Source organism: Roseateles sp. P5_E11, assembly GCF_054049355.1.
On the sequence record NZ_JBFUMO010000510.1, the window covers coordinates 1 to 4,224 of the forward strand.

At 68.7% G+C, this 4,224-nt stretch carries 4 protein-coding genes; all 4 read left to right on the forward strand.

Annotated elements, in window-relative coordinates; all coding sequences use genetic code 11:
• Positions 1-938 (forward strand): sensor histidine kinase (locus tag ACXJKR_RS25860; RefSeq protein WP_457325243.1); only part of this gene is annotated, 938 nt, incomplete at its 5' end.
• Positions 935-1,987, forward strand: a complete 1,053-nt coding sequence (locus ACXJKR_RS25865; protein WP_457325244.1) for a sensor histidine kinase — start codon at positions 935-937, stop codon at positions 1,985-1,987. The genes ACXJKR_RS25860 and ACXJKR_RS25865, both read left to right, overlap by 4 nt.
• Positions 1,984-2,754 carry a LytR/AlgR family response regulator transcription factor gene (locus tag ACXJKR_RS25870; protein ID WP_056202566.1) on the forward strand — a complete coding sequence of 257 codons (771 nt, stop codon included), beginning with the start codon at positions 1,984-1,986 and terminating at the stop codon, positions 2,752-2,754. The genes ACXJKR_RS25865 and ACXJKR_RS25870 overlap by 4 nt, the downstream gene beginning before the upstream one ends.
• 716 nt (positions 2,755-3,470) lie before the next feature.
• On the forward strand, positions 3,471-4,224 hold a 754-nt coding region (locus ACXJKR_RS25875), incomplete at its 3' end, for an esterase/lipase family protein (protein ID WP_457325245.1).

The window sequence follows — 4,224 nt, forward strand, 5'->3', positions numbered from 1 at the left end:
GTTTCAGCCGCCAATGCCTGCTGACCGGCATCTCCCTGCTGCTGATGGTGGCCCTGGCCGAAGCACTGCTGGCCGGCCGGCACTGGAAGCTGCCTGCCGCGCTGACGGTGCAGGCCGGCGCCGTCGGTTTCGGCGCTGCCCTCGGCACCTGGCTGCGCTATGCAGTCTCGTCGATGGGCGACCCCGGCAACAAGGTCAAGCCCGCCTGGGTGATGTCCACCGTCTTGCTGTGGGCCCTGCTCGGCGGTATCGCCTATGCGCTGCTGCTCGTCAGCCGCGCCCAGCGCCAGGGCCGCGACGAGCTGACCCGGCTGTTCCGCGAGCGCGAGGCGCTCAAGACGCAGCAGACCGAGGCCCAGCTGTCGGCGCTGAATGCCCAGATCGAGCCCCACTTCCTGTTCAACACGTTGGCCAACGTCAAGCGCCTGTACGAGACCCAGCCCGAGCGCGGCCGCAACATGCTGGTGGCCCTGATCGCCTACCTGCGCGCTGCCCTGCCCGGCATGCGCCGGCATGAGTCCACGCTGGCCGAAGAGCTGGAGCTGGTGCGCCATTACCTCGCCATCCTGCAGATGCGCATGGGCGAGCGCCTGTCCTTTGACATCAGCGCACCAGCCGAATTGCTGACGGCCCGCCTGCCGACGCTGGTGCTGCCGACGCTGGTGGAGAACGCCATCAAGCACGGCCTGTCGCCGCTGCCCGAAGGCGGGCGCATCGAGATCCGCGCTGCACACGCGGCCGATGGCGGCCTGACCGTCGAGGTGGCCGACAACGGCCAGGGCTTCGGCACGGCCAGCGGCGGCGCCGGCGTCGGCCTGGCCAACACGCGCGCACGGCTTGCCGCGCGTTTTGGCGACATGGCCACGCTGGCTCTGGAAGCCGTCCAGCCGCGCGGCGTCGTGGCCCGCGTTCATCTGCCGGCAGAAGCTCTGGTATGAATGCATTGCGTCATGTGCTGCAGTCCTGGCGCTCCCTGAGCCTGAACGAGGCYCTGGTCTTCGTCAGCGCGGCCCTGCTGTTCGGCGCCATCGACCTGACCTCGCTGCTGGAACTGCGTGTCGGCGACCAACTGCCCCAGGTGCTGGCCCGCCAGCTCAGCCTGCCCCTGGTCAGCTGYGCCGTGCTGCTGCTGTGCTGGCTGCCGGCCGCGCGCAGCAGCCCCATCCACCCGGCGCGCCGCCAGCGCCTCGTGGCAGCCACCTTGCTGGGCTCCGTGCTGGCCATGGCCGTCATCTACCCGCTGGCAGCCGCCCTGCCCTGGCCGTCGCTGTGCGACATCTATGCCCAGACCCACGGCAAGATGAAGTGCACGATGTTCCGCGTCAACGCCGTCATCGGCGACACGCTGTGGGTCTTCATGCCGGCACTGATGATCGTCGGCGTGCTGGAGTTCCGCACGCTGCGCCGGCGCCAGGACCAGGCCGCGCAGGACCTGCTGCGTGAGCACAGCCAGCTGCGCCGCCACGCGCTGGCCTCGCGCCTGGCCGCCCTGCAGGCCCAGGTCGACCCGGCCTTGCTGTTCGACGCCCTCGTCTCCGTCGAGCAGGCCTATGGCCGCGAGGACCCGACCGCCAGCGCGCGGCTGGAGCGGTTGATCCGCCATCTGCGCGTGGCCCTGCCGCGGCTTCGCGATGCCGGCGCCACGCTGGGCAGCGAGGCCGAGTTGATCGCCAGCTACCTTGACCTTCTGCGCGATCTCAACGGCGACCCGCCCGCCTTCGACTGCGAACTCGGCCCGCGCGGCGCGACCCAGCTGCCACCGATGCTGCTGCTGCCCCTGGTCCAGCGTGCGGTGCGGCTGGGTCACCCAAGCCGCTGCTGGCTCAGCGTCAATGGCAGCATCACGCTGGGCTTCGACCAGGAGGGCCTGTGCAGCGATGACGCCGACCTCGCGTCGCTGCGCGAGCGCCTGGCGGTGCTTGGCGCGAAACTTGTCTGCACGAGTGGCAATGGCCGCACCGAATTCACCTTAGAACTTTCTGCATGAGCCTGTTTGCCCCCACCGCCGTCGTTGCTGAGGACGAAGCCGCGCTGCGTGGCGAACTCGTCGAGCAGCTCGGCAAGCTCTGGCCCGAACTCAGCATCGTCGGCGAAGCGGCCGATGGGCTGGAAGCACTGCGCCTGCTGGACCGTCACCAGCCCGACATCCTCTTCCTCGACATCGAGATGCCCGGCGCCACCGGCATCGACGTGGCCCGCCAGGTCAATGGCCGTGCCCATGTCGTCTTCGTGACGGCCTATGACCAGTACGCCATCGCCGCCTTCGACCAGGGCGCGGTGGACTACCTGCTCAAGCCGCTGGCCGGCGCGCGCCTGTTCACGGCCATCTCGCGGTTGAAGGCGCGGCTGGGCCAGGCACCGGCCCAGCTCGGTGGCGTGCTCGACGAGCTTGTCGCTCGCCCCGCCGCCACACCGTCTGCCGCGCGCGCGCCGCTTCGCTGGATCAACGCCTCGGTGGGCCAGACGCTGCGCCTCATCACGGTCGACGAGGTCATGTTCTTCCAGAGCGACAACAAGTACACGCGGCTGGGGCTGAAGGACGGCGAGGCCTTGATCCGCAAGCCGCTGAAGGAGCTCATCGACGAGCTCGACCCGCAGCAGTTCTGGCAGATCCACCGCTCGACGCTGGTCAATGTGAACTCGATTGCCACGGTCAGCCGGGACTTTCGGGGAAGGATGCAGATCAAGTTGAAGCATGGAGCGGAGATGCTGTTGGTGGCGGAGAGCTGTGCGCATCTGTTTCGGCAGATGTGAGGGTGGGTTGGGTTGCTTTTGCGGAGAGCGCGTCTGCTCGATGCATTGCCGGGAGTCCGTCCCGGCGGCCGGGTAACTTTCTTCTGCGGGGCCAGAAGAAAGTCACCAAAGAAGAGGCCCTGAACCGCACACCAGCACCACATGCACGAGCTGCGCCGTGCAACAGCCGGTCGGTGAGTGGGCAGAYGCGAGCCGCTGCGCTCTCGCTGCTGTCCCTATCRSCAGTACCATSCATCGCACCGGCKGGCCGCTTAACGCGCGGCTGCACGCCGGGCTCAYCAGAAAMYCAAATACAGCGTCGCTCGGGCGACGCGACGGCGGGGACAACTCATCCGTCCTGCRTAGGTCRGGTGACGCAGTGAACTCCAACGCCCCCACGTAACCGCTGTGGCGTCGCTCCAGCGACGCGGTATTCCCTGGTGAGCCCGGCGTGCAGCCGGCGTTAACCGGCGTGAAGGGGCGATCCTTGATGCTCGTCATAGGGACAGCAGCGAGAGCGCAGCGGGTCGCGTCTGCCCGAAATGGAAGTGAGAGTTTTCGCGCGCCGATCTTGGCGGTGTGGTGCTCGTGTGCGGTTCAGCGCCTCTTCTTTGGTGACTTTCTTCTGGCGCCGCAGAAGAAAGTTACCCGGCCGCCGGGACGGACTCCCGGCAATGCACCGTGCAAACGCACAAACAGGCCAAAGCATACAAACACAACACCGGCATGATGCCCCCATGCCCAGCCCCCAGCAGCTCCGCGGCGCCAGCCGCCTCGCCGTCGATGCCACCACCGGCGTCACCAACCTCGTCGAGGCCATGCACGCCGAGATCGCCCGGCTGCCGCTGACCAAGCAACGCGACCGCACCACCGGCATCACCGGCCTGGTCTACCGCAGCGTACGCGGCGTGACCCAATTGGTAGGCGGCGGCCTGGACCTGGCGCTGGGCGCACTGACACCGTTGCTCGGCCAGGCCAAAGCCGACCACGCGAACGCCGCGCAGGCCGCATTGAACGGCGTACTGGGCGACTACCTCGAAGACACCCTCAACCCGCTGGCCACGACGATGAACCTGCGCCCGCTGGTGGACGGTGCGACCGGACCGGCCCTCATCATGCTGCACGGCCTGTGCATGAATGAGGCGCAGTGGCGGCGTGACGGAGCCGACTTCCCCGCTGCGCTCGCGGCACTCGGCTACCAGCCGCTGGGCCTGCGCTACAACAGCGGCCGACCGATCTGGCGCAACGGCGCCGAACTGGCCAAGCTGATGGACGACGTGCCCGGCCCGCTGACGCTGCTCGGCCACAGCATGGGCGGCCTGGTGGCACGCAGCGCCATTGCCCAGGCCGGGCGGCGGCGCTGGCCCAAGCGGCTACAAGCCTTCGTCACGCTCGGCACGCGCGGGCGCGGCACGTGGCCATCCGCCTCGACGTGGACGCGCCGCCAGGGCCGGTGCTCTACCTGCAGGTGCGCGACGATGGCGTGGGCGC